Here is a 19,466-nt window from a genome sequence, read left to right as displayed (position 1 = left end):
CCACTTGCACCAGTAACAACAGAAGATGAATTATTCATAACGCAGCGCCTCCGCCGGTTTGACCCGGGCCGCGCGGGAGGCCGGGTAAAGGGTGGCACTGAAGCTGAGCAGCACGGCGCCCAGCAAAATGGTCATGACCTGGGCCGGCTCGACGATGACCGGCAGACCGCTGCCCCCCGCCGCCATATAGAGGTTGAGCCCAAGGGCGTTCAGCAGAGGATTGAGGCCAAAGCAGAGCGCCAGCCCCGCCAGCCCCCCGAACAGGGCGCCGATGACGCCGCTCGACGCCCCCAGCACCATGAAGATCTTGACGATGCCGGATTCGCTCATGCCCATGGTACGCAGGATGGCCACCTCCCCTTCCTTGTCGGTGACCACCATCACCAGGGCGGAGAGGATGTTGAAGGTGGCGACCGCGATGATCAGCACCAGCATCAGCCCCATCATCCGTTTTTCCATGGCCACCGCCTGGAACAGCTCGCCGCGCTCGCGGCGCCAGTCCTGCCACTCCAGCCCGTCCGGCAACTCGGTCTTCACCACCTCGTCGGCGGCGAAGGGATCGTCCAGCCAGAGGCGGATGCCGCCCACCTTGTCTGCGGGCAGGCGCAGCATGCGCTGGGCATCCCCCAGGGCAATCAGTGCCACCTGGCTGTCCACGTCGGCGCCGACCCCGAAAATGCCGGAGACGGTGAAAAGACGCTGGGCCGGCACCCGGCCAAAGGGGGTAAAGCGGGTACCTTCGGTCAGGATGAGACGCACCTGGTCGCCGATGGAGACCTTGAGGCGGCTGGCCACCCCCTGCCCCAGCACGATGTGGTATTCACCGGCCTGCAGGCTGTCAAGGCGCCCACCCAGCATCTGGGCGTGCAGGATGTCATCCTCGGGCCAGCGGGCGGGATCAATCCCCTGCACGCTCACACCGGTGAGCTGACCGGGGCTTTGCAGCATGCCTTCGCTGTCGAGCATGGGGGCCGTGGCTACCACGTGGGGCAGGCGGGCCAGATCGGGCAGACCTTCGGGCTCGGCCTCGATGCGTCCGGCCTGATTGGTCACCACCACATGGGGGATCACCCCGAGGATGCGTCCCTTGAGCTGTCCTTCGAACCCGTTCATCACCGAGATCACCACCATCAGGGCGGCGACCCCGATGGCGATGCCAAAGGTGGAGAACAGGGAGATAAAGGAGACGAAGCGGTTACTGCGTCGCGAGCCTGCATAACGCAGGCCGATGGCCAGCGACAGTGGCTGAAAAAGTCCGGTCTTCAAGGATATCTACGTTGCCAACGAAATAAGATACCGGATAATAAAGGGAAACCGTCTATGACAACAAGGGATAGCCTCCATGCAGGAACAGTTCTTCAGCGTCACCCATGCCACGCCGGTCAATGTGATCCCCATGCCGGCCGACTTTCGTCTGCCGACGCTGGAGGCCCTGGAGGCCGAGTTGCCCGAGCCGTTTCGCATCGCCTCCGCCATCACCTCCATCGATCTGGTAAGCAGCCGGTTGCTGCGCAGCCAGAACGAGTCCATGCACGATCTGGTGGATATCATCAACCAGCAGTCCCGCAAGATCGACATGATCATGGGCTATGTGCTGGCGGCCCAGGATCACCCCGAGCACCGCTTCCACACCCTGCGCTTTGGCGCCGGGCAGCTCACCTACCTGCACCCCCACCAGGGGCACGGGGAGGCCCCCGCCCTGCACCAGATAGTGCGGCTCAAGATCTTCCTGCGGGAAGAGGCCTCCGCCGTCTACTGCTACGGCGAGGTCGTGCAGCGGAACGCCGGAGAGCACGGCACCCACGTCGTGCTCGACTACGTGCGCATCCGCGAGGATGACCGGGAGCTGCTGGTGCGCGCCAGCCTGCATGTGCAGTCGAAACAGCTCAAGCTGCGTGCCCAGGAACGTCAGCGCTAACCCAGGTCCATGTCAAAAGAACGCCAACAGTAAAAGACTCCGATGATGCCAATGACCCTCCCCGCCTTGCCCGCCAAAGCGGGCCAGAAGACAACGTTCGGCCAGCTGGTCGGCAGCAGCCTGGCTCTGGTTGCCGCCCGCCTCACCCGGGAAGCCCGAAGACCCGTCCTGCTGGTCACCGCCGATACCCCGAGCGCCCTGCGCCTTGAACAGGAACTGGGGTTCCTGCTGGCGGATCAGGATTGCCCGGTGCTGCTGTTCCCGGACTGGGAGACCCTGCCCTACGACAGCTTCTCTCCCCACCAGGACATCATCTCCCAGCGCCTCGAGACTCTCTACCAGTTGCCGCAGATGCGCCACGGCGTGCTCATCGTGCCCATCTCCACCCTGATGCTGCGCACGGCGCCCCAGGCTTATCTCGACAAATACAGCCTGATGGTGACAAGCGGCCAGCGCCTCAACCTGCAGCAGCTGCGCGGGCGTCTGGCGCAGGCGGGCTACGTGGCGGTGGAACAGGTGCTGGAGCACGGCGAATTCGCCGCCCGCGGCTCCCTGCTGGATCTCTTCCCCATGGGGAGCAGCCGCCCCTATCGCATTGATTTTTTTGACGACGAGGTGGACTCCATCCGCCCGTTCGACCCCGAGACCCAGCGCTCCAGCGAGCCGGTGAAGTCGGTGAGCCTCCTGCCCGCCCGGGAATTTCCCACCGACGAGGGGGCCATCGAGCTGTTTCGTGGCCAGTATCGCGAACAGTTCGAGATCTCCCGGGCCGAGGGCTCCGTCTATCAGGAGGTGAGCAAGGGGCGCTGGCCCGCCGGCATCGAATACTACCTGCCGCTCTTCTTCAACCAGACCGCCAGCCTGTTTGACTACCTGCCAGGCAACACCCTGCTGCTCACCGTGGGGGAGATCTACCCCGCGGCCCAGCGCTTCTGGAACGACATCGGCCAGCGCTATGAAGACAGGCGCTGGGACAACACCCGTCCCCTGCTGCCGCCCCAGCAGATCTATCTGCCGGTGGAGCAGCTCTTCGCCGCCCTCGGGGACTATGGCGCCGTGCGGCTGCAGGAGGCGACCGTTGACGGCGGAGCGGGTCAGCAGGATCTGCCCCTCGCCCCCCTGCCGGATCTGCAGCTCGACCACAGCAAGGAGCAACCCCTGCTGGCCCTTGACGGCTTCCTGCAAGGCTTTGCCGGGCGCACCCTGTTTGCGGTGGAGTCCGAGGGGCGGCGCGAGGGGCTCGGGGATCTGCTCGCACGGATCAACCTGCAACCCCGGGAGTTTGCCTCCCTCGACGCCTTCCTGGTGAGCGATGCGCGCCACGGGCTGCTGGTCTGTCCCCTGGAGCGGGGCTTCCTGCTGCAAGAGCCCGGCCAGACGCCCCTTGCCCTCATCACCGAGGCCGAACTGCTGGGCGGCAAGATCCGCAGCAAGCGCCAGCGGGACAAGAGCAAGAACCTGAGCTCCGATGCGGTGATCCGAAACCTGGGCGAGCTGACCCAGGGCCAGCCGGTGGTGCACCTGGATCACGGGGTCGGTCGCTACCTGGGGCTCGAGACCATCGATGCCGGCGGCCTGCCCACCGAGTTTCTGACCCTGGAATACGCCGGCGGCGACAAGCTGTTCGTGCCGGTCACCAGTTTGCACCTGATCAGCCGCTACACCGGCTCGGACAACCCGCCCAGCCACAAGCTCGGCGGCGAGGCCTGGGTCAAGGCGCGGCGCAAGGCGGCCGAGAAGGTGCGGGACGTGGCGGCCGAGCTGCTGGATGTCTATGCCATGCGGGCAGCCCGTCACGGCTTTGCCTTCAAACACGACCGGGAGGCCTACCGCCAGTTTGCCGCGAGCTTCCCGTTCGAGGAGACCGAGGATCAGCTCAATGCCATCAACGCTGTGCTCGGCGACATGTGCCAGGCCAAGAGCATGGACCGCCTGGTGTGCGGCGACGTGGGCTTTGGCAAGACCGAAGTGGCGATGCGGGCGGCCTTTGTGGCCGTGCACGGCGGCAAACAGGTGGCCGTGCTGGTGCCCACCACCCTGCTCGCCCAGCAGCACTACGACAACTTCCGCGACCGCTTCGCCAACTGGCCGGTGCGGGTGGAGGTGCTGAGCCGCTTCCGCTCCGCCAAGGAGCAGAGCGCCGTGATGAAGGAGATGGCCGAGGGCAAGGTGGACATCATCATCGGCACCCACAAGCTGCTCGGCGCCGAGCTCACCTTCAAGGATCTGGGCCTGCTCATCGTCGACGAGGAGCACCGCTTCGGGGTGCGCCAGAAGGAGAAGATCAAGGCGCTGCGCGCCGACGTGGATATCCTCACCCTCACCGCCACCCCCATTCCCCGCACCCTCAACATGGCGATGTCCGGCATGCGGGATCTCTCCATCATCGCCACCCCGCCCGCCAAGCGGCTCGCCATCAAGACCTTCGTGCGCCAGCACGAACCTGCAGTGGTGCGCGAAGCGGTACTGCGGGAATTGAAGCGTGGCGGCCAGGTCTACTACCTGCACAACGACGTGGAGAGCATCGAGAAGTGCGCCGCCGATCTTGCCGAGCTGGTGCCGGAGGCGCGCATCGGCATCGCCCACGGCCAGATGCGCGAGCGGGAGCTCGAGCGGGTGATGTCGGACTTCTACCACCAGCGCTTCAACCTGCTGGTGTGCACCACCATCATCGAGACCGGCATCGACGTGCCGAGCGCCAACACCATCATCATGGACCGGGCGGATCACCTCGGTCTGGCCCAGCTGCACCAGCTGCGGGGCCGGGTCGGTCGCTCCCACCACCAGGCCTATGCCTACCTGCTCACCCCCCATCCCAAGCTGATGACCAAGGATGCGGCCAAGCGGCTGGAGGCCATCGCGTCCCTCGAAGATCTCGGCGCCGGCTTTGCGCTCGCCACCCACGATCTGGAGATCCGGGGCGCGGGCGAGCTGCTCGGCGACGATCAGAGCGGCCAGATCGAATCGGTGGGCTTCACCCTCTATATGGAGATGCTGGAGCAGGCGGTGGAGGCGCTCAAACATGGCAAGGAGCCGTCGCTGGAGCAGCTCATGAGCCAGCACACCGAGGTGGAGCTGCGCCTGCCCGCCTTGCTCCCGGACGACTACATCCCGGACGTCAACATGCGCCTCTCCATGTACAAGCGCATCGCCAGTGCCGCCGACGAGCAGGAGCTGCGGGAGCTCAAAGTGGAGCTCATCGATCGCTTCGGCCTCTTGCCGGAGCCGACCAAGACGCTGATGGAGCTGGCCGCCTTCCGCCAGCGCGCCACTTTGCTCGGCATTCGCCGGGTGGAGATGAGCGAGCGCGGCGGCTATCTGGACTTTACCCAGGAAACCCGCGTCAACCCGGCCTATCTGGTCAAGCTGCTCTCGGAGCAGCCGCGCATCTACAAGATGGACGGACCGACCCGGCTGCGCTTCCAGGTGCCGACCCAGGACAGGGCCATGCGCCTCAAACTGGTGGACGGCCTGCTGGCGGATCTCGCCCGCCATGCCACCCCCTGAGGGGAAGCATGACGTCAGCAGGGCGCGACCTGCCGCCTACAACAACGGGAGCCCCAGGGCTCCCGTTTCGTTGCTGGCAAGGGGCGGCATCTCGCCCCCGGCCCGCCTTCTTGCCTCCCGATGCCTCGGTTCGCCCTCCTGGCAGCACCATTTTGCCGCCGAATCCATCCACTAATGCGATGCATTGATTCACAACCCATCTAAAAAACAGATGGTTGTGGGGATGATCGTGGGCAACAAACGGGTTCAACGCGCCTCGATAGCCCCGCAGATGGCCCGTGCCGTATTTATCCCGCCCACGTATCCAGACCAGGTATCCCGGCAAGGGGGCCACCAGCCATTGCACCGCGACAACCGAAGCGTCGCGTCGGTCCGTCAGTCCGTCAGTCCGTCAGTCCGTCAGTCCGTCAGTCCGTCAGTCCGTCAGTCCGTCAGTCCGTCAGCATATCAACCTGGCTACATCCGCCTGCACGCCAATAAAAACGGGAGCCTTGACGGCTCCCGTGACAAAGGGACGCTGGCCCGGGCTTAGCCCTGGTTGGCCGGATCCTCGTGGGCGGAGAACTCCCGCATGAAGGCCTCGGCCCGCTCCACCATCCTGGTGGACCCGACGAAGTAGGGGGTGCGCTGGTGCAGAGCGGTAGGCTGGATGTCCATGATGCGGCCAAAGCCATCGGACGCCTTGCCACCGGCCTGCTCCACCAGGAAGGCCATGGGGTTGCACTCATAGAGCAGGCGCAGCTTGCCGTTCGGGGAGTTGGTGCCGGACGGGTAGATGTAGATGCCCCCCTTGAGCAGGTTGCGGTGGAAATCCGACACCAGGGAACCGATGTAGCGGGAGGTATAGGGCCTGTGAGTCGCCTCGTCACGCTCCTGGCAGTATTTCAGGTACTTCTTCACCCCGTCCGGGAACTTGATGTAGTTGCCCTCGTTGATGGAGTAGATCTTGCCCTCCTCCGGAATGCGGATGTTCTCGTGGGAGAGGCAGAAGCAGCCGATGGAGGGGTCATAGGTGAAGCCGTTGACCCCAAAGCCGGTGGTGTAGACCAGCATGGTGGAGGAGCCGTAGACCACGTAGCCCGCCGCGACCTGACGGTGACCCGGCTGCAGGAAGTCCTCCAGAGTGACCCCGGCGCCCGGTTTGCTGACCCGGCGGTAGATGGAGAAGATGGTCCCGACCGAGACGTTGACGTCGATGTTGGAGGAGCCGTCGAGGGGGTCTATCAGCACCACGTACTTGGAGTGACGAGAGAGCTCGGAATCGAAGGAGACGAAGTCCTCCTCCTCCTCAGAGGCCATGCCGCACACCTCGCCACGGGCCTCCAGCGCCGCCTTGAAGCGCTCGTTGGCATAGACGTCCAGCTTCTGCTGCACCTCGCCCTGCACGTTTTCGGCGCCGATGGAACCGATGATGTCCGCCAGACCCGCCTTGTTGATCTCCCGGTTCACCACCTTGGCGGCCAGGCGGATGGAGCTGAGCAAGGAGGTCAGCTCGCCGGTCGCGGTCGGGTAGTCCGCCTGCTTTTTGACGATGAACTCGCCCATGGTGATCATGTTTCGCATTCTTGTTCCTTTAAGATCGTTTCCGTTGGCCGTTGAAAACGTTTGCAAGTGTCGGCAAAAAAAGTGCCGATCCCCGGCAGCGTTGTTTTGTAACCCAATGTAACGCCTGTTTTTTGTTTTTGCAGCGAATTAAGCCGTTCTTTAAATCGCCAGAAAACCGCGCCACCACGGGCTTTCGCCGTGAAACAAGGGTGCCATCCGGCATCTTTTGGGGGGTTAATTCGTGACAAGAATGCATCCTGGCCGACGCAGCTGCCCGCCCTGCTCCCCCTGGCGCCCGGCAATGTTGCGCCAGAGGCTCCCCTCTTGAGATCTCCCCCCCAATCCCGCACACTGGCTGCGCTTTGGAAGCAAAAAAACATAAGGATATTCAATGAAAAAGTCGCTTATCGCCGGGGCGGTTGCCGCTCTGCTCACCCTCCCCGTCCTCGCTGCCCAGGTGCCTGAAGGCACCCAGCTTCTGCCAGCCGCCCAGCAAGTGTTCGTGCGCAACATCGGCACCGAGCCTGCCTCCATCGATCCCCAGATGGTGGAAGAGAGCGCGGGCAGCGACGTCGTCAACGATCTGTTCGAGGGGCTCTACACCCTGGATGGCAACGGCAAGCTTCAGGCGGCGGGCGCCCTTGGCTACGAGCTCGATGCCACGGGCACCGTCTACACCTTCAAGCTCAGACCCGATGCCAAATGGTCCAACGGCGAGCCGGTGACGGCGGCGGACTACGTCTATGGCTGGCAGCGGGCGGCGGACCCCAAGAACGCCTCCAACTACGCCTGGTTCATCGAGCTGACCGGCGTCGCCAATGCCAGCGACGTGGTGCAGGGCAAGCAGAGCCCGGATGCCCTGGGGATCAAGGCGCTCGATGACTACACCCTGCAGATCACCCTGAAAAACCCGGTCCCCTTCTTCCTCAAGACCCTCTCCCACTACACCACCTTCCCGGCGCCCAAGGCCACCATCGAGAAGTTCGGTCATGAGTGGGTCAAACCGGGCAATATCGTCTCCAACGGCGCCTTCGCCCTCAAGGAGTGGACCCCGAACGAGCGCCTCATCGCCGAGCGCAACCCCCACTACTGGGACAACGAGCACACCGTGCTGAACAAGGTGATCTATCTGGAGATCGTCTCCGATACCGCGGCCTACAACCGCTATCGTGCGAGCGAGCTGCACTACACCACCTATCCCCTGGAGCAGTATCAGCAGATCAAGCGCCAGAGCCCGGAGGAGCTGGTGAGCGCCCCCATGCTCGCCACCTACTACTACGTCTTCAACACCCAGCGCAAACCCTTTGACGACGTCAGGGTGCGCAAGGCACTCTCTCTTGCCATCGACCGGGACACCATCACGGAGAAGATCCTGGGACAGGGGCAGCTCTCCGCCTTCAGCCTGACCCCGCCGAGCGTGGACGGCTTCGAGCTCAAACGCCCCGCCAGCGAGCTGATGAGCAAGGAAGAGCGCATCAAGCAGGCCAAGGCGCTGCTTGGCGAGGCGGGTTACGGCCCGGACAAGCCGCTGACGGTGGACATCCTCTACAACACCAACGAGGGGCACAAGAAGATAGCGCTCGCCATCTCCTCCATGTGGAAGCACAACCTGGGGGTCAAGGCGGAGCTCAACAACATGGAGTGGAAGACCATGGTGTCGGCCCTGAACGAGGGTGACTTCGGGGTGAGCCGCTACTCCTGGAACGGAGACTACAACGATGCCTCCACCTTCCTCGACATCATGACCTCCAGCAGCAGCGCCAACAGCGGCAAGTGGTTCAACAAGGAGTACGACGCCCTCCTGGCCAAGGCCCATGACGCCAAGGACCCCGCCGAGCGCAACCGCCTCTATCAGCAGGCCGAGGTGCTGATCGACGAGGAGGCCCCCATTGCCCCTGTCTACTTCTACGTGAAATCACGGCTGCTCAAACCCAACGTCAAGGGCTACCCCTACCAGAACCCGCAAGACCTGGTCTATGCCAAGGATCTCTATCTGACGGCGCAGTGACGCTGGGCACCGAACCAAAAGACCGCCTCGAGGGCGGTCTTTTTTATCCTACTTCTTTATCCTACTTCTCCTGACAGCCCGCCACCGCGAGCCGGGCGCGTCTTCGCACCGTCACGGGCCTCACCAGCAACTGCGCCAGCAACACCCCCATCAGGGTCATGCCGCCACCGATGAGGTGATAGCTGGTGAGCCGCTCCCCGAGCCAGCTGATGGCAAGAGCGGCCGTCATGACCGGCAACAGGTTCATGAAGATGGCGGTGCGGCTCGCCCCGAGCAGGGCAATGCCCTGCATCCAGAGCCAGGGCGAGAGGGCCGAGGTCGGGATCCCCGCATAGAGGATGAGCCAGAGGGCGCTGCCATCGGGCCAGTGCCCGTCCACCAGCAGATAGAAGGGGGTGAGGAACAGGAGGCTGCACAGCACCTGACCGTAGAGCATGGACCAGTTGTCCAGCCCCAGATCCCAGCGCTTGAGCAGCACGCTGTAGAGCGCATAGGTGGCAGCCGAGAGCAGCATGTAAACGGAACCGATATGGATGCCCTGGGTCAGCAGCCGGGCCGGATCCCCCTGCCCCAGCAAAATCGCCAGCCCCAGAATGGAGATGGCGCCTCCCAGCAGCGCCCCCCAGGTGGGCCGCTCGCGCAGCAACCAGATGCTGAGCAGTACCGTCATCAAGGGGGTCAGCCCCATCATCAGGCCAATCTCGGTGGCCCCCAGGGTCTGGGCCGCGTAATAGCCAAAGGTCTGGTTCAAGACCATGCCGAGCAGGGCCAGCATCGCCAGCTTCGAGAAACCGGCCCGCAGCTTGCGGCGCTCGCGCCAGGCCCGGTGAGCCAGAAACGGGGTCAGCACCAAGGCCGCCACCATCCAGCGCGACCAGGCGAGCGCCGCAGGAGACAACACCCCGACCGCCAGCTTGCTGACGATGCCATTGCCGGCCCAGATGGCCATGCAGGAGAAGGGAAACAGGAAGGCAAGGGGCATTGCGATATCCAGAATAAAAAGGCGGGTATTGCGCGCGAGTATAGAGAGGCAATCAGGATAAGCAAGCCTGCCAACGCAGGAAGAAGCGCCATGACGCGAACGGTTGGCGCCGCGCCCAGGCGCCATCAACAATCATGCCCGCACAGGGGCGGGCATGAGGGGGACCAGGGTCAGCCTGAGGCGCCTCAGGCGGCATCCATGTGGAGCCTTGAAATCAGTTCATTGACCTCGAGCACCGTCTGGCGGTGGGGAATGTCGGCTTGCAATGGCATCATCAGCAAGCCCGACTGGAAATCGAAGCGCCCCCTGCCGTGGATGTAAATCCGCCCCTTGAAGAAGGTTTTGACATGTTTTGCCACCATCAGTGGCAGGTACTTCTTGAACACTCTCATCGTTTGCAACCTCTTGAAGTTGTATCCGTATGACAGCAGCTTATGCGAAATAATTCCGTTAAATTTATATAAAAAACCGGAAAAATCGACTCTCTCTTCCCCAAAAAACCAAACTGTAACTTATTATTAACTTTTACCGTATTGTATGCGGTCCTTCCAGCCAGAGCAAGACTCCTTTGCCATCTTGCCATTCGATGCAGGCCAGCCCGGACGTCGCGAACATGGGGGCCCCTGCCGCCGGGCAGAGACTCTGGACCAGATATCCCACCAGCGGCAGGTGACTGACCATCAGGATGTTGTCATGCTCCGCCGCCAGCGCAGTGAGGTAGCTCGCCACGAAAGCCGGATCCCCGTAGGGGGTGATGTCGCCGCTCTCCTCGACCTTGAGGGCCTTGGGCAACACGGGGGCGATGGCCTGCCAAGTCTGTCTGGCACGCAGGTAGTTGCTGTGGATCACCAGGTTCAGGGAGCCTGCCAATTGGGGAGCCAGCCAGCCCGCCATGTGGATGGACTCTTCGATGCCTTGCTCGGTCAGTGGACGCTGTTCATCAGTCTTTGCGTTCATGCCAGCCTGGCCATGACGCATGATGTAGATTTTCATTACAACCTCGCCCAGGGGGCCTGTTTAAATAGCGGGGGGATCTTACCCCGCCATGCCGGGGGAAACAATTGCGCCACCTCTCAGAAAAGGGTTTGCCTCGCAAGATAGCGGGGTCGATAATCATGTTTAAATTCAAATAAATTCACCGCGAGCCCCTCCCCAATGAGCCCATATGCCAGTCCCAATGACCATCGGCGGTATCACTATCTGGAGCTGGCAAACCGGCTCAGGGTCTTGCTGATCTGTGATCCCGAGACCGACAAATCCGCCGCCTCCCTGGCGGTGAATACCGGCCACTTCGACGATCCTGCCGATCGCCAGGGCATGGCCCATTTCCTCGAGCATATGCTGTTTCTCGGTACCCGCACCTACCCCAAACCCGGTGAGTACCAGCAATTCATGAGCCGTCACGGGGGCAGCAACAACGCCTGGACCGGTACCGAGTTCACCAACTTCTTCTTCGACATCGACAACGGCTTCTTCGAGGCGGGGCTCGACCGGTTCTCCCAGTTCTTCATCTGCCCCACCTTTGCACCGGAGTGGGTCGACAAGGAGCGCAACGCGGTGGACTCCGAGTACCGCCTCAAGCTGCAGGACGACGTGCGCCGCAGCTACCAGGTGCACAAGGAGACGGTCAATCCGGACCACCCCTTCTCCAAATTCTCGGTGGGCAACCTCGACACCCTGGCGGATCTCCCCGGCCGGGATCTGCGCTCGGACCTCATTGCGTTCTACGAAACCCACTACAGTGCGGATCGCATGGCGCTGGTCATGCTTTCACCGGCACCCATCGAGACCCAGCTGGCCTGGTGTGATCGCTTCTTTGGTGCCATTCCGGATCGCCGCCTCGGCCCTCCGGTACTGAGCCATCCTCTCTATCGGCTCGATGATCTCGGCATTCGCATTCAGCTGACCCCGGTCAAGGAGACCCGCAAGCTGGCGCTGACCTTCCCGCTGCCGTGCGTGGATGAGTATTACGACAAAAAACCCCTCACCTTCCTGAGCCACCTCATCGGCTATGAGGGAGAAGGCAGCCTGCTCTCCCTGCTCAAGGGGCGGGGCTGGGTCAATCAGCTCGCCGCCGGCGGCGGCATCAGCGGCGCCAACTTCAAGGACTTTGGCGTGAGCTTTGGCCTCACCCCCCTTGGGCTTGAGCATGTGGACGAGATCATCGCCGCCCTGTTTGGCTATCTGAAGCTCATCGAGCGGGGTGGGGTGCAGGCCTGGCGCTATGAGGAGAAGCGCAGCGTGCTGGAATCCGCCTTCCGCTTCCAGGAGCGGGGCCGGGCCCTCGACACCGTCTCCGGCCTCGTGCTCAACCTGTTCAGCTACGGGCCGGACGATCTGCTCTACGGCGATTACATGATGCGCGAGTTCGATGAGCCGCTGATCCGGCGCTTCCTCGCCAAGCTGACCCCCCACAATCTGCGAGTGACCATCCAGGCCCCGGAAGTGAGCACGGATCGCCTCGCCCGCTGGTACCAGACACCCTACAGCGTCCAGATCATCAGCGAGGCCGAGAAGATCCGCTGGCAGCAGAGTGAACCGGATCCCGCCCTGCACCTGCCGGCGCCCAACCCCTTCATCAGCACCCGCCTCGACGCCCGTCTGCCGGCACTGCCCGCCGACATGCCGGCCTGCCTGATAGACCGCCCCGGTTTTCGGCTCTGGCACCTGCACGAGCACCTGTTTGGGGTGCCCAAGGGGAGCCTTTACATCTCCGTCGACAGCGAACATGCGGTCAAGAGCCCGCGTCACATCGCCATGGCGCGTCTGGCCGTGGAGCTGCTCACGGATCACCTCAACGCCCTCACCTACCCGGCGGAGCTCGCGGGCCTTGGCTACCAGATTTATGCCCATCAGGGGGGCTTTACCATCAACCTCAGCGGTTTTGCCGACAAGCAACCGCTGCTGCTCGACATGATCCTCGGCAACCGCACCCTGGGGTATCCGGATCCAGCCCGCTTTAGCGAGATCAAGGAGCAGCTTATCCGCAACTGGGAGAACCAGTCCAAGACCCGCCCCATCTCCCAGTTGTTCAACCAGCTCACCAGTTTGCTGCAACCCAACAACCCGCCGTTCGAGCAGCTGTTGCGCCACCTGCGCACCGTCGAACTCGGGGAGATGCCCGGCTTCGTCTCCGAGCTCTTTGCCAGGGTGCATCTGGAGGCCCTGGTACACGGAGACTGGACGGCCGCCGAGGCCCTCGAACTCGCGGCCCTGCTGGAGCGCCACCTCGGTGCCAACAGCCAGCCCAGCGCCGAGACCCGCCGCCCCCTCATCTCCATCCAGGACAGAGGCACCCTCATTCGCGAGCAGGGGTGCGATCACGAGGACTCGGCGCTGCTGGTCTACTACCAGTCGCGCACCACCCGGGCGCGGGATCTCGCCTGCTTCACCCTGGCCAACCACATCATGTCATCCACCTTCTTCCACGAGCTGCGCACCCGCCAGCAGCTCGGTTACGTGGTGGGAGCCGGCAACCTGCCCCTCAACCGCCATCCCGGTCTCATCTTCTATATCCAGTCGCCGGTGGCGGGGCCGCAGATCCTGCTGGATGCGGTGGAGGAGTTCATCGATCTCTTCCCGCTCGCCATGCTGGAGTTCACCGAGCAGCAGTGGCAGGAGAGCAAGGCGGGGTTGCAGGCCCAGCTCAGCGAGCGGGATGCCAACCTGCGCAGCCGCGGCCAGCGGCTCTGGGTCAGCATCGGCAACAAGGATCTGGGTTTTGATCAGCGCGAACGGGTACGCGAGGAGGTGGGCAGGCTCAGCCGTGCCGATCTGGTGCGCTTCATCACCCAGCTGAGATCCCGTACCTCGGATCGCCTCATCCTCTGCAGCTATGGCCTGGGCCACGAGCACGACGAGCGGATCACCGGCCAGTTTGTCGACGATCCCAGGGCATTTCGGCTCAACGCCGCCACCTTCGAAGGCTGACCTCCCCTGTTGGCAACGCGCAGACAATAAAAAGCCGACCCCGTGGGGTCGGCTGGAAAAACCATAATCAATTGCGACCAGAGCCGCCAAAAGTGAACATGAGCGTGAAAATCAGACACTGGGTTGATGTTCGACCGGCGTTCAAACCAGAGCTCACCGGTCGGCACCAGCAGTGATTGAGAAACAGCCTCATCTTAGGCATTTCCCTGATTTTCCACGTTGATCTATGTCAAAGGAGGTAAAACAAGCGCCACTTCCCTCGTTGGCAGCGGCCTCGCGCCCTCTCAGCCCCGGCGGATCAGCCGGTAAGCCACCTCGTCGAAATAGGAGAGCTGCCCCGAGAGCACCCTGGGGTGATCCAGCTCAGCCCCCCGGCCCAGCACCTCGACACCAAAGTCGCGCTCAAACAGGGTGCGCACCTCCATCTCCCCTACCGAGAACGGCGGCTGTTGCTGCTGCTCGGGCTGATACTCGAGGGTCACCAGCAACACCTGCCCCCCCGCCTCCACCAGGCGGCTCATCAGGGCGGCATACTGGCGGCGCATGGCGCCCGGCAAGGCGATGAGGGCCGCCCTGTCATAGACCAGGCGATAACGCTGCCCGAGCTCCGGAGCGGCGAAGAAGTCCCCCTGATAGATGCGCAGATCCTCGTGCCGGTGGCACTGATAGGGACCCACCTCGCTTCTCTCTGCACTCAGGTTGTTCTCGTCAAAAAACTGGGTAATGGCGAGCTCGGAGAGCTCGAAGCCATCCACTGGATGCCCCTGCTCACGCAGCCAGAGCATGTCCCGGGACTTGCCGCAAAGGGGCACCAGCACGGGGTCGCTCCCTTGCTGGGCTGACCACCAGGATTGCAGCCAGCGGTTGAAATCTGCCTGATGAAAGCCAATCCGGTTCTCTTTCCACTTCTGGTGCCAAAATGCCGCTTCCATCATCTTCCTCTCGTCATCTGCAATGGTGCATCACTATCACAACTTCACCGAAGTGGCGCAAGCCCCATGATCCCGCCTCAGTGCACGAGAAGGCCCACGATGGGCAGGCCTCAGGCCACAACCCCAGGCAGGCTTGTCGCCATCGCTGCCAGCCGGGTCAGGATCTGCGCGAAGGTGGGTCGCCGGGAAGGCACCTCAAAGCCGCACTCCCCGGCCAGTCGATGAAGGGGGTCGAGGTCGGCGTCCCCCCCATCACAGCGCGCCAGCAGCTCGGCCAGCAGGCAGCCAAAGGCCCGCACTTCCAGGCGCTCCAGCCGCCCGGCCAGCACCTCATCGGCGCGGTCGTAACAGGAGGCGGCGCCAAAGTCACCGAGCAGCACCCGGCCCGGTGCCTCCTGCGACGAGTGAGGCATCGCGGGCTGCAAGGAGTACAGCAGGTTGTGCGCGTAGAGATCGCCGTGGAGGATGCCCCGCTCGTGCAGGTGCCGGGCGGCCGCAGCCACCCCCTGCACCATGGCCATCACCTGGGCCGGGGTGAAGTTCAGATCCGCCCCATAGACATCCCGGGTGCAGGAGTCCAGGCTCGGGGGCCCCGCCAGGGTGGCGAAGGCCGGGTCTATCAGGGGCATCACCAGTGCCGGGATGCCGGAGGGATGATCGCTCACCCTCCCCATCACACCGACCAGGTTTGGATGACGACCGGCGGCCAGGGACGCAGTCATCTCGCTCAGGGGCAAGCCATCGCTGGTGACGGCCCCCTTGAAGAGCTTGACCGCCACCGCCCCGGGCCCTTCGGCACTCGCCCACTCGGCGCGATAAATGACGCCGGATGCTCCCTCCCCGAGCACATCCCCCAGTGAGAGCGCCTGCCAGGGGATCTCGGTAGTGAACTCCGATGTGCCGTTCAAACACGCCTGTTCATCACAGAAAGGGTTGCCCGCAAAGGCCAGCCAGGACAGACGCGGCATCGAGGGCAGCCAACTCGGCAGCGCTGGCAGGCGGTTGGCGGCGATGCGCAAAAGCTCCAAACGGTGGCAACCGGCAAGCGTCTCGGGAAGCTCATGTAGCCGGTTGCCAGAGAGCATCAGCTTTTGCAGATCAATGCAGCGCCCCAATTCTCCGGGCAGTGTCTCTATCTCGTTGTCGGTCAGGATCAACCAGCGCAATCTGGCGGGCAGGGAGGCGGCCGGGACGGTCGCGATGCGGTTGGCCTTGAAGCCCACCATGGTGAGCGCAGGGCAGCGCCCCAGCACCTCTGGCAGTTCGGTGAAGTTGTTCTCGGAGCAGAAGAGGATGCGCAGCTTCTTGCATTCGGCCAGCGCGTCAGGCAACTCGCTCAGCTGGTTGCCGGTGAGATCCAGCACCTCCAGGGTCTCCTTGAGGCTCAGGATCTCGGGAGGGAACACCGCGAGGTTTTCAGCAAGTTTGAGGTGGCGGGCGCCGCAGAGTTCGCCTGCGCGAAGCTGTTCCAGGGTATGCATGGGATCGTCTCTATCAACATTCGGGCTTGCGGTGGCTCACTGCGGGCACTCCCCCCAGGCCACAAAGGAGGGGCATTATAGGGAATGACGGCCAAAGATGGCCGATTTTCTTGCAACGCCTTCTCTTGCAAAGGCCCCCCATCGCCACACTCCCGCTCTCCGTTGCCATGGACCATTCCGGTCGCACGCTTGGGAGGTTGAACATTTGGTTGGCGCCATATAGTATGGCACCATACAAAGTCATTCGAGACTCACCATCATGATCACGCTGGAACAGAAACACCTCGCCCTGCTCGAGGATGCAGAGCGCCGCGGACACGCGGACACCCAAAACATGCGCGTCTGCTTTGAGGTGTTGACCCTCGCCGCTGCCATCGATCAGGCGTGCGCGGCGCGCCTGGCTCCCCACCGCCTCTCCGAAGGCAAGTTCGTGCTGCTGTTTTTGCTGCGCGACCTGCCACAAGGGCTGGCCCCCCACGAGCTTGCCGACAAGGCGGGGGTCACACGGGCCACCATCACCGGCCTGCTCGACGGGCTGCAACGGGACGGCCTGTTGGCTCGCCACAGCGACAGCCAGGACAGGCGAAAGATCTCGGTGCGCCTGACAGAGCAGGGCCAGGCCCTGGCGCAGCACCTGCTCGATGAGCACAGCCAGTGGATAGGCTCCCTGTTTGCCGGGTTCGATCAGGCAGAGCGAGAGACCCTGAGTGCCCTGCTCAAGCGGGCCTGGCTCAATGTCATCTCATCCCGGGCAGGCTGCACTGAGGCCGCCACAGAGGAGCACCCATGACACGCAGCCGCATCACGGATATCGCCCCCTCACGCCTCGCCCAGCTCAACCGGGGAGAGGCTGAGGCAAGCAACCTGACCGAATGCCTGGCGGTGGATTTTGCCGCCCTGATGCAGTGCACCCGGCCTTCGCTCGGGCCCCAGGCGCTGGCGTCGATGCACGCCGCATCCGGGGAGGGCATTACCCGACGCATGGCGCTGGCCGCCAGGCTGCTCCTGGCCGAGAGCGGCACGAGGGATCTTGCGGCGCTCAGCCGCCATCCCTCCGATACCGTGCGGGGCTGGGCCTGTTTCATGGTGGGCGCGAGCGAGGGGCTGTCGCTCAGCGACCGCCTGGCCCTCATTCGCCCCCTCGCCGATGACCCGCACTTTGGGGTGCGCGAGTGGGCCTGGCTCGCAATGCGATCGACCATTGCCGCGCAGCTCGAGGTGGCCATTGCCACCCTGGTGCCCTGGACGGCGGAGCCGTCCGAGCGACTGCGACGCTTTGCCAGCGAAGCGACCCGGCCCCGCGGCGTCTGGTGTACCCATCTTGCGTCCCTGCGACAAGCGCCGGAGCAGGCCCTGATGCTGCTTGAGCCCCTCAAGGCCGATCCCGCCCCCTATGTGCAGGACTCCGTTGCCAACTGGCTGAACGATGCGAGCAAAGACAGGCCACAGTGGGTCACTGACCTCTGCACGCGCTGGTCTCGCGAAAGCCCCTGCCCCGCGACAACCCGGATTTGTCAACGCGCCTTGCGCACCTTGCGCAAAGGCCAACTCCCAAAGGAACCCCTATGACCCACTATCTGGCAGAGCTCTACACCCCCACTCCCGCCTGGCTGGCATTGAGCCAGACGGCTCGTCAGCAGTTCTTCGAGGCCATTGGCACAGGCATGGCCAACCTCGCCGCCCTCGGGGTGGAGCCCATCGCCCTGGGCGAGACCGATGCTGCCACCCTCCATGGTACGCCCCACCCCTTCTTCGCCATCTGGCGCGGGCCGGATGCCGCAGCCATCGAGGCCCTCGTCCAGGGAATAGCCGCATCGGGCTGGCACGACTACTTCGAGACGGTCAACGCCACCGGCGCCGGGGTCTCCCTGGGCGAGCACCTTGCACAGTTGGCCGCCCTGCCCTGCGCAGCTACATCCAGCCCCGCCCTGGCCTGATAACCCCTAAAAGAGCGTTATCCCACCAGGCTTTGCATCAGTGCCGCCGACACCGGTGGCACTGTTTTCCATGCCCTGCCCTTGCAAACCCAGGTCACCACCACCTGGGAAAGCGGCGCCACAGCCCCGCTCCCTTCCCACTTCCCTCCACTCCCTTCAAAAAACGCTGATATCTCCCGATGCCGTGATGGCCCATCGCCGATGGCACAAGTGAGCAAGATCCGGGTCGTCGTGACAAAGGTTCGCCGCCATAGTGCTTTCAAACCAACTGTGCTTTCAAACCAACAGTGCTTTCGACCCCCCCCCCAAAGCTTTGAACCAAAGGAGGGTTGAACCAAAGGAGGTTTGAACCAGGAGGGGGTTGAACCCATCCACTTGTCTGCCAATCCTGCATGAGCGTCGCCACCTGGCGCCATGCACATCTCGCGAGGGAACTGCCATGTCATTACTGTCCAACAAGGTCGCCATCATCACGGGAGCCAGCTCCGGTATCGGCCGCGCCAGCGCCATCCTGTTTGCCAGGGAGGGAGCCAGCGTCGTCGTCGGCGCCCGCCGCCAGACCGAGCTGAATCTGCTGGTGGAGGAGATCCGCCATGAGGGGGGCCAGGCGGTGAGTCTGGCGGGGGATGTGAAAAGCGAAACCTATGCCCGCGCCCTGGTGGATCTTGCGCTGACCCGTTTCGGCGGACTTGATATCGCCTTCAACAACGCCGGCACCACGGGGACACCGGGCAGCGTGCCGGGGCTTGAACTGGCGCAGTGGCAAGAGACCCTGGATACCAACCTCACCAGCGCCTTTGTGGGGGCCAAGTACCAGATCCCCGCCATGCAGGCACGCGGGGGCGGCTCGCTCATCTTTACCTCCACCTTCGTCGGCCATACCCTGGGACTGCCCGGCATGGCGGCCTATGCCGCAAGCAAAGCGGGCCTCATCGGCCTGACTCGGGTGCTGGCCGCCGAATATGGGGCACAAGGGGTGCGGGTCAACGCCCTGCTGCCGGGGGGCACCGACACCCCCATGGGACGGGCCTTTACCAATACCCCGGAAAGTCTCGCCTTTGTGCAGCATATGCATGCCCTCAAACGGCTGGCCCAACCGGAGGAGATCGCCCGCTCGGCACTTTATCTCGCCTCCGATGCCTCCAGCTTCACCACCGGCATTGCCCTGCTGGCCGATGGTGGGGTATCTATTTGTCGCACATGACCTTGTCGCACCCAAGATCCTG

16 protein-coding genes are annotated in these 19,466 nt (G+C 63.5%); 8 read left to right on the top strand and 8 right to left on the bottom strand.

The genetic code is table 11. From position 1 onward, the window contains the following. Positions 1-30 precede the first annotated feature (30 nt). Positions 31-1,266: a lipoprotein-releasing ABC transporter permease subunit gene (locus ACVDHI_RS06140; protein WP_447211849.1), complete on the bottom strand. Its 1,236-nt coding sequence runs from the start codon at positions 1,264-1,266 to the stop codon at positions 31-33. Between the two features lie 76 nt (positions 1,267-1,342). Between ACVDHI_RS06140 and ACVDHI_RS06135 the strand changes: the two genes are divergently transcribed. Together ACVDHI_RS06135 and mfd are read left to right on the top strand one after the other, a co-directional pair. Then, positions 1,343-1,918 (top strand): PilZ domain-containing protein, encoded by a 576-nt coding sequence (locus ACVDHI_RS06135; protein ID WP_447211848.1) that lies wholly within the window; start codon positions 1,343-1,345, stop codon positions 1,916-1,918. Between the two features lie 42 nt (positions 1,919-1,960). Continuing rightward, a complete protein-coding gene (mfd, locus tag ACVDHI_RS06130) occupies positions 1,961-5,425 on the top strand; it encodes a transcription-repair coupling factor (protein ID WP_447211847.1) in 3,465 nt (1,154 codons plus the stop codon). Between the two features lie 528 nt (positions 5,426-5,953). Here the strand turns inward: mfd and fbp are convergent. Together fbp and ACVDHI_RS06120 are read right to left on the bottom strand one after the other, a co-directional pair. Beyond that, positions 5,954-6,988 carry a class 1 fructose-bisphosphatase gene (gene fbp / locus ACVDHI_RS06125; protein WP_029314452.1) on the bottom strand — a complete coding sequence of 345 codons (1,035 nt, stop codon included), beginning with the start codon at positions 6,986-6,988 and terminating at the stop codon, positions 5,954-5,956. Next, on the bottom strand, positions 6,976-7,218 hold the full coding sequence (locus ACVDHI_RS06120; protein ID WP_125117245.1) for a hypothetical protein: 243 nt from the start codon (positions 7,216-7,218) through the stop codon (positions 6,976-6,978). The genes fbp and ACVDHI_RS06120 overlap by 13 nt, the downstream gene beginning before the upstream one ends. A gap of 143 nt (positions 7,219-7,361) precedes the next feature. Here ACVDHI_RS06120 and ACVDHI_RS06115 point away from each other — a divergent pair, with 143 nt between their 5' ends. Next, positions 7,362-8,978 carry a peptide ABC transporter substrate-binding protein gene (locus ACVDHI_RS06115; protein ID WP_171864776.1) on the top strand — a complete coding sequence of 539 codons (1,617 nt, stop codon included), beginning with the start codon at positions 7,362-7,364 and terminating at the stop codon, positions 8,976-8,978. A 61-nt stretch (positions 8,979-9,039) separates the two neighbouring features. Here ACVDHI_RS06115 and ACVDHI_RS06110 read toward each other — a convergent pair whose 3' ends face one another. From ACVDHI_RS06110 to sixA, 3 genes are all read right to left on the bottom strand, one after another. After that, positions 9,040-9,960 (bottom strand): DMT family transporter, encoded by a 921-nt coding sequence (locus ACVDHI_RS06110; protein ID WP_041215261.1) that lies wholly within the window; start codon positions 9,958-9,960, stop codon positions 9,040-9,042. A gap of 185 nt (positions 9,961-10,145) precedes the next feature. Further along, on the bottom strand, positions 10,146-10,352 hold the full coding sequence (locus tag ACVDHI_RS06105; RefSeq protein WP_005324080.1) for a DUF1107 domain-containing protein: 207 nt from the start codon (positions 10,350-10,352) through the stop codon (positions 10,146-10,148). Between the two features lie 133 nt (positions 10,353-10,485). After that, positions 10,486-10,953: a phosphohistidine phosphatase SixA gene (gene sixA, locus ACVDHI_RS06100; RefSeq protein ID WP_041215262.1), complete on the bottom strand. Its 468-nt coding sequence runs from the start codon at positions 10,951-10,953 to the stop codon at positions 10,486-10,488. Between the two features lie 162 nt (positions 10,954-11,115). Here sixA and ACVDHI_RS06095 point away from each other — a divergent pair, with 162 nt between their 5' ends. Further along, complete coding sequence (locus ACVDHI_RS06095; RefSeq protein ID WP_447211846.1) at positions 11,116-13,890, top strand: insulinase family protein; 2,775 nt, start codon at positions 11,116-11,118, stop codon at positions 13,888-13,890. Positions 13,891-14,174: 284 nt separating this feature from the next. Here the strand turns inward: ACVDHI_RS06095 and ACVDHI_RS06090 are convergent, their stop codons facing one another. Next, positions 14,175-14,822 carry a thiopurine S-methyltransferase gene (locus tag ACVDHI_RS06090; protein WP_039039037.1) on the bottom strand — a complete coding sequence of 216 codons (648 nt, stop codon included), beginning with the start codon at positions 14,820-14,822 and terminating at the stop codon, positions 14,175-14,177. Positions 14,823-14,932: 110 nt separating this feature from the next. After that, complete coding sequence (locus ACVDHI_RS06085; RefSeq protein ID WP_447211845.1) at positions 14,933-16,303, bottom strand: leucine-rich repeat-containing protein kinase family protein; 1,371 nt, start codon at positions 16,301-16,303, stop codon at positions 14,933-14,935. Between the two features lie 259 nt (positions 16,304-16,562). Between ACVDHI_RS06085 and ACVDHI_RS06080 the strand changes: the two genes are divergently transcribed. The 4 genes from ACVDHI_RS06080 to ACVDHI_RS06065 all read left to right on the top strand — a co-directional run bounded on the left by ACVDHI_RS06080 (position 16,563) and on the right by ACVDHI_RS06065 (position 19,444). Next, positions 16,563-17,093 carry a MarR family winged helix-turn-helix transcriptional regulator gene (locus ACVDHI_RS06080; RefSeq protein WP_323897931.1) on the top strand — a complete coding sequence of 177 codons (531 nt, stop codon included), beginning with the start codon at positions 16,563-16,565 and terminating at the stop codon, positions 17,091-17,093. Further along, positions 17,090-17,872, top strand: coding sequence for a HEAT repeat domain-containing protein (locus tag ACVDHI_RS06075; RefSeq protein WP_447211844.1), 783 nt, complete (start codon positions 17,090-17,092; stop codon positions 17,870-17,872). Before ACVDHI_RS06080 ends, ACVDHI_RS06075 begins: the two co-directional genes overlap by 4 nt. Then, positions 17,869-18,240, top strand: a complete 372-nt coding sequence (locus ACVDHI_RS06070) for a DUF6616 family protein (protein WP_182976600.1) — start codon at positions 17,869-17,871, stop codon at positions 18,238-18,240. Before ACVDHI_RS06075 ends, ACVDHI_RS06070 begins: the two co-directional genes overlap by 4 nt. A gap of 439 nt (positions 18,241-18,679) precedes the next feature. Further along, positions 18,680-19,444 carry an SDR family oxidoreductase gene (locus tag ACVDHI_RS06065; RefSeq protein WP_216944187.1) on the top strand — a complete coding sequence of 255 codons (765 nt, stop codon included), beginning with the start codon at positions 18,680-18,682 and terminating at the stop codon, positions 19,442-19,444. Positions 19,445-19,466 lie beyond the last annotated feature (22 nt).

This window comes from Aeromonas sp. 25-248 (genome assembly GCF_053005425.1).
This window is presented reverse-complemented; position numbering and strand designations above follow the sequence as displayed.